We start from the raw sequence: 5,199 nt of genomic DNA on the forward strand, positions 1-5,199 counted from the left end.
TTGAGGAACCCTCTTCCAAGGGCATCCAGGGCTTCACCCGATTGTCCCGGACGGCGGTGCGAACCCTCTTGACGCCCCTGGCCGAAAGCCGGCATTCCTTGATCCAGGGCAACGGGGCATCATCGGACTCCACGACGGGCGTGCGTTCCAGGCGTTTCCGCGGGGGGGGATTTGTTTTTTCGATACGAGGGGTTTCCCTTGGCCGGTTCCTCACCCTTCACACGCCAGAGCTTTCCGGACGGCACGGTTTTGTTTCGCGAAGGCGACGCGGCCGACGCGGCCTACATGGTTGAAAGCGGCGTGGTGGAAATGGTGGTGCGCTGCGTGGACGGCAGCGAGCGGATTATCGGCACCGTCGGCCCCGGCGAGATGTTCGGGGAAATGGGCCTGATCGATGACCGCCCGCGCATGGCCACCGCCCGCGTCGCCATGGAGGCCATGCTGGTGCGCATTCCCGCCGCCGCCTTCAAGGCCCAGCTCAAAACCGTCAATCCCATCATGACGCGCGTCCTGGTCCAGCTGGCCAAGCGTTTGCGCGCCCTCTCCCACGAACTGACCTTGACCCCGCGCGGGGACTAGAGTCCGTCGGCTTCGGATGGAAGCAGACAGTCTCCGCATTCCTTTGTTTGAGTTTGTCTTTTCGGGAAAAGCGATCCTTCCTTTTCTCCGAATCTTGCATTCCTGAGGTGGTTGCATTTTCGAATCGTCGAAACGGTGCCCCTTTCGGCTGAAAATGCTCTAAGAAACCGCGAGACCCGTCCCTCGTCAGGGGGGCGGGAAAAGGGGTATTTTCCCGCTTGCCTTCGGGCAAGGCGGTCCTAAGGTGTCGCCATGCGCAAGCTCTATCATCATGAACTCTCGCCCGCGTCGCGCAAGGTTCGGGTCGCCCTGGCCGAAAAGCGCCTGGACTTCGAACCCCTCATCGAAGAGACGTGGATCCGCAACGAGTCTTTCCTGGCCCTGAATCCCGAGGGCGAGGTGCCGGTGCTCGTTGAACCCGACGGGCAGGTCCTGGCCGATGCCTGGGCCATTTGCGAGTACCTTGAGGAAGTTTATCCCGAGCCCGTGCTGCTGGGCGTTGATCCGCGCACCCGGGCCGAGGTCCGGCGGCTGGTCGCCTGGTTCGACCGGAAATTCAACCGCGAGGTCACCGAGCCCATCTTGCAAGAAAAGCTGATCAAGCGGGTGGTCGCGGGGGGAACCCCGGATAGCCGCCTGATCCGCGCCGGACGGGCCAACATCCACACCCACATGCGCTATATCGCCTGGCTGGTTCACCGGCGCCGCTGGCTGGCCGGCGACGCCTTGAGCTACGCCGATATCACGGCCGCGTGCCATCTTTCCCTGGTTGATTACGCGGGAGATGTTCCCTGGGATGAACATCCCCAGGCCAAGGAGTGGTACGCCCTGGTCAAATGCCGCCCCAGCTTCCGGCCCTTGCTGGAAGAATGGATCGCCAACATTCGTCCCCCCCGCCATTATGCCGATCTTGATTTCTAGCTCACCCTCTCCCCAAGTCGCGGCGGGGAGTCATCGCTGACCGGAGGACCCGCATGACGCATCGTTGCTGGCACCCGACCGCCACTCTTGGCGCCCTGGCCCTGGGAATCGGCCTGGCCGTTGCCCCGTTGGCCGCCCCGCCGGCGAACGCTTTTGAAATGGGGCCCGACGGGGTGCTGACCCTGGCTCCGATGCTCGATCGGGTCACGCCGGCCGTGGTCAACATCGCGGTGCGTGGCGTGGTCGTGGCCGAAAACCCCAATCCCCTGTTCAACGACCCGACCTTCCGCCAGTTCTTCGGGCTGCCGCCGGGGGCCGAGCTGTCGCGCAAAACCTTCCTGTCGGCCGGCTCGGGGGTCATCGTCGATGCCCGGCGCGGCACCATCCTGACCAACCGGCACGTGATCGAGAACGCGCAGGAAATCACCGTCACCTTGAAGGACCGCCGCGTGTTGCGGGCCCGTCTGGTGGGCTCCGACCCGGGCACGGAAATCGCCGTTTTGCACGTCGATGCCGATAACCTGACCGAAATTCACCTGGCCGATTCCGACCGGACCCGGGTGGGCGACCTGACGGTGGCGATCGGCAACCCCTTTGGCCTGGGCCAGACCGTGACCACCGGCGTGGTTAGCGCCAAGGGCCGCAGCGGCCTGATTCCCGACGGCTACGAGGATTTCATCCAGACCGACGCGCCCATCAACCCGGGCAACTCGGGGGGCGCGCTGGTCAATTCGCGCGGCGATCTGATCGGCATCAATACCGCCATCCTGTCCCCGGGGGGCGGGGGCAACGTGGGCATCGGGTTTGCCGTGCCCAGCAACATCGCGCGTTCGGTGATGGAGCAGATCGTGGCCACCGGCACGGTGCACCGGGGGCGGCTGGGCGTGGTGATCCAGTCGGTTGATCCGTCGATTGCCGATACCTTGGGGCTGCAACGCGCCGCGGGCGTGATCGTCGCCGAGGTCGCCCCCGGCTCGCCCGGAGCCCGGGCCGGCTTGCAACCGGGTGATGTCATCCTGGCCGTGAACGGCGAGTCGTCGGACACCGCCGAGATCTTGCGTCGCCAGATCGGCCTTTCCCAGGTGGGGGGCACCGTCACCTTGTCGGTGCTGCGCGCGGGGCGCACCTTGCAGCTTGCCGCGCGCATTGGCGCGTAACGCCTCGCGTCCGGAACCCCTGGTGGGTTCCGCGTCGCGGCCCTCCGGGCGATCCCAAAGAAGGCGCGGGCGCACCGTGTGTTGAACCGGATCCGGGCACGGTGCGCCCGCTTTTTGTTGTGGCCTTCGATTTTTCCGAAAAGCGGTCCTGAGAGTCCGTCAGCTTCAGATGGAAGCGGACGGACTCCGGATCCCTTTGTTTGAGTTTGTCTTTTCGGCTCTCACTCGAACGCTCAGGGCAGCTTGAGCGAGCCGATCAGGGATTCCAGTTCGCCCCGGGCGGCGCGGGCTTCGGCGCGGGCGTCGGTGCGCTGGCTTTCCAAGGTGCCCTGGCGGTCATCCAGCTGTCCCAGGCGTTCCAGGAAGCGGGCGTGAAGGTCGCTGTCGGGAGGCACGGCCTTGAGGTTTTCGCGGGCGCTGGCCTGGGCCTGCTGAACCTCGGCGATTTCGTCATCGATCTGAGCGGCGCGGCTTTCGTATTCGGCGGCGCGGGCGGCGAGCTGGGTCAGGCTTTCCACGGCCGTGCGCTCGTCTTGCGACAGGGCGCCGTCGGCGGACAGGCGCGCGAGCGCGGGCGCGTCCAGGGTGCCGGCCTCCAGGACCTCCATGTCGATGTGTTCCAGGCGCACCAGCACGGTGCGCTGTCCCGAGGCCGGGACCGTGAAGGTCAGGCGGTGCGCCTCGGGAGTCGTCGCCACCGCTTCCATGTCCTCGGGGGCGACCAGGGACCATCCTTCCCGCCTGGGGTGATCCAGGACCACGGTGCGCGCCTGGGGGCTGGCGTTGGTCAGGGTGTAGCGGGTGTCGGCGTGGCGGATCTGGCGCACGGTCAACACGCCGCGCGCGGCGCTGAGGCCGGCGACGTGGCGTTCCTCGTCGTTTTGCCGGGAAACGGCGATGTCCTGGTCGGCGGCGAAGGCGAGCAGCCGGGTTTCGCCGGCGGGCAGCAGGGGCAGGCGGGCATCGCCCAGGAAAGCCAGGCCCTCATCGGTGCGCTGGGTCAGGCTGACCGGGCCCGGGGGCAGGGCGGCCGTGGTGGCGTTGGTCAGGCTGAGCGCGGCCAGGGGGGGATCGGCCGGGCGGGCGGCGCGCACATGGGTGACGCGGCGCACCGGCAGGGTTTGATCAAGCAAGGGCGCCAGCAGGGTCTGGCCCTCGCCCAGGGTGACCGGTCCGGCCAGGGTGAACAGAACCTGGGCGGTCACGGTGGTGGGGGCGGGCAGGGGCAGGGGCGGGCTTTCGGAACTGGCGTCGGCGGTGGCGCCGAAGTCCGCTTCAAAGGGCGCCTTCGCGGCCCGCAGGCGCGCCGGCATGGCCTCGGGCTGGGGCAGGGCAAGGGGCGCGGCCTGGACGGCCGCCCCTCCCCTGGCCGCGCCGGTGTCCGGGGAAGGCAGGAGCCGGCCATAGACTTCCACCGGAATGCGCGGGCGCTCCACATGATAGGGCGCGTACAGGTCCTGGGTGAACGTCACCGGGTTGCCGGAAACCAGGGTCACGCTGACGTCGCGCCAATCGTGGCCGCTCAGGTTCTCCAAGGTGGCCCATCCGGCCAGCCGGCCCTCGCCCGGGTCCGCTTCCCCCTCCCGGGGGGCGGTGGGCAAGGTCAGGCGGTAGCTGGTTTTCCACAAGGGGGCCTCGGCCAGGTGAACCAGGCGGACCATGCGCGCCTCGCCGGGGGAAAGCGCGATGGACAAGGTGCGGGCGTCCTTGTGGTGGGCGCCGGCCAGGGCTTCGAGGGCGAGGCGCACGGCCTCGGCCACGGCCGGGTCGTCGAACGACAGGCTGTCGGTCTCTTCCAAGATGACCTGGCGCAGGCCCTGGGCGGTCATCAGGCCCAGGCGATGACGGGTCTGCTGGCCGCCGTCGGGCAGGGTGGTGGTTTCCGGGGTGACGGAAAGCAGGCGGCCGCTCACGGCGCGCGGGCCGCCCAGGGTGACCGGCGTCCCTTGCAAGGCGTCGAGCAGGGCGGCGGGCGAGGTCAGGGCGTCCGGATCCAGGGGCAGGGTCCGGAAGACCTCGGCCAGGGGAGCCTGCCCGGCCAGGCGCACGCCAACAACCGGGCCGGCGGGATCGGTGACCGACAAGGTGCGCAGCACGTCGTCCACCTGCTCCAGGGGCACGGTCAGGGTCAGGGGCTGGGTGCCGTGGGTGGGGGCGGTGTATTCAAACAAGGCCACGCCGCCGGTGCTCATCACCACGCGGCGCAGCACGGGTTCCTCGGTCGGCGTCACGCCCAGGGCGCTCAAGGCGGGCAAGGCCGCGACAAGACCAAGGCCAAGCACAACGGGCGTCAGGGGGGGAAACGTCATGGGGCGGGCTCCTCGGGCTCCCCGCGCGGTCGGATCCCGTGGGGGATCTCCTCGCGGGGACTGGAGTGTGTCAGGGAAAAGGGCGCGGGCGCCTTTTCCCGAAAGACAAACTCAAACACAGGAATCCAGGGTGTGTCCTCTCCAATGTGAAGCGGACGCACTCCAGGGGGGAACAGGGCCTCGCAGGATGACCCCAAACCGCGCCCGCGACAATGTCGGTTCCCCGCGAAAAA

Annotated in this window: 4 protein-coding genes; 3 read left to right on the forward strand and 1 reads right to left on the reverse strand. The window is 68.1% G+C overall.

The window, feature by feature from the left end; translation table 11 throughout:
• Positions 1–198 precede the first annotated feature (198 nt).
• The 3 genes from ROR02_RS15865 to ROR02_RS15875 all read left to right on the forward strand — a co-directional run bounded on the left by ROR02_RS15865 (position 199) and on the right by ROR02_RS15875 (position 2,657).
• The gene (locus tag ROR02_RS15865; protein WP_147165022.1) at positions 199–579 is read left to right on the forward strand and encodes a Crp/Fnr family transcriptional regulator; all 381 of its coding nucleotides are present in this window, start codon (positions 199–201) and stop codon (positions 577–579) included.
• 252 nt (positions 580–831) lie between these two features.
• Positions 832–1,500 (forward strand): glutathione S-transferase family protein, encoded by a 669-nt coding sequence (locus ROR02_RS15870; RefSeq protein WP_147165023.1) that lies wholly within the window; start codon positions 832–834, stop codon positions 1,498–1,500.
• 53 nt (positions 1,501–1,553) lie between these two features.
• A complete protein-coding gene (locus ROR02_RS15875) occupies positions 1,554–2,657 on the forward strand; it encodes a trypsin-like peptidase domain-containing protein (protein ID WP_147165024.1) in 1,104 nt (367 codons plus the stop codon).
• Between the two features lie 233 nt (positions 2,658–2,890).
• Here ROR02_RS15875 and ROR02_RS15880 read toward each other — a convergent pair whose 3' ends face one another.
• Positions 2,891–4,966 carry a hypothetical protein gene (locus ROR02_RS15880; RefSeq protein ID WP_147165025.1) on the reverse strand — a complete coding sequence of 692 codons (2,076 nt, stop codon included), beginning with the start codon at positions 4,964–4,966 and terminating at the stop codon, positions 2,891–2,893.
• Between the last annotated feature and the right edge of the window lie 233 nt (positions 4,967–5,199).

The organism is Pararhodospirillum oryzae, assembly GCF_007992075.1.
GTDB classification, from domain to species: domain Bacteria; phylum Pseudomonadota; class Alphaproteobacteria; order Rhodospirillales; family Rhodospirillaceae; genus Pararhodospirillum; species Pararhodospirillum oryzae.

What these genes read in the sequence shown, in the direction of transcription:
- ROR02_RS15875 (WP_147165024.1), top strand. Translation starts at nt 1,554, where the DNA reads ATGACGCATCGTTGCTGGCACCCGACCGCCACTCTTGGCGCCCTGGCC.
- ROR02_RS15880 (WP_147165025.1), bottom strand. Translation starts at nt 4,966, where the DNA reads ATGACGTTTCCCCCCCTGACGCCCGTTGTGCTTGGCCTTGGTCTTGTC.
- ROR02_RS15870 (WP_147165023.1), top strand. Translation starts at nt 832, where the DNA reads ATGCGCAAGCTCTATCATCATGAACTCTCGCCCGCGTCGCGCAAGGTT.